The sequence below is a fragment of the Acidovorax cavernicola genome (assembly GCF_003581445.1).
On the sequence record NZ_QXMN01000318.1, the window covers coordinates 1 to 647 of the forward strand.

The 647-nt window shown below is 61.5% G+C and carries 1 protein-coding gene; it reads left to right on the forward strand.

Translation table 11 applies throughout. From position 1 onward, the window contains the following. On the forward strand, positions 1–647 hold a 647-nt coding region (tatC, locus tag D3H34_RS33410; protein ID WP_286186593.1), incomplete at both ends, for a twin-arginine translocase subunit TatC.

A 647-nucleotide genomic window follows, 5' to 3' on the forward strand; every position in this document is an offset into this window, starting at 1 on the left:
GAGCAGCCATTTGTGCAGCATCTGCTGGAGCTGCGCAACCGCCTGCTTTATTGCATCTACGGGATTGCCTTGGCGGTGGCGATCCTGGCGCTGTGGCCTGGCCCCAACGGGCTGATCGACTTCATCGCGCAGCCGATCAAGGCGCATATGCCGCCGAATGCGAAACTGATCGCGGTCGGCGTGTTCACGCCGTTCTTCGTGCCGATCAAGGTGCTTGGCATGGTCGGCGTGCTGGCCACGCTGCCCTGGATCATGTACCAGATGTGGGCCTTCGTCTCGCCCGGCCTGTACAGCCATGAAAAGCGCTTTGCGCTGCCGCTGATCCTGTTCGGCAGCCTGCTGGCCTATGTCGGCATTGCTTTCGTGCAGTTCTTCGTGCTCGACAAGATGTTCGGCTTCATCCAGGGCTTCACGCCCGACAGCGTCGCCGCGACCCCGGATATCGCGTCGTACGTCGAAGCCATTTTGTCGCTCTACCTCGCCTTCGGCCTGGCGTTCCAGGTGCCCATCGTGGTGATGCTGCTGGTGCGTTTCAAGCTCGTCGAGATCGAGAAGCTCAAGGCTTTCCGCGGCTACTTCGTGGTGGTGGCCTTAGTCATCGCCGCCGTGGTCACGCCTCCCGATGTGATTTCGCAGCAGACGCTGGC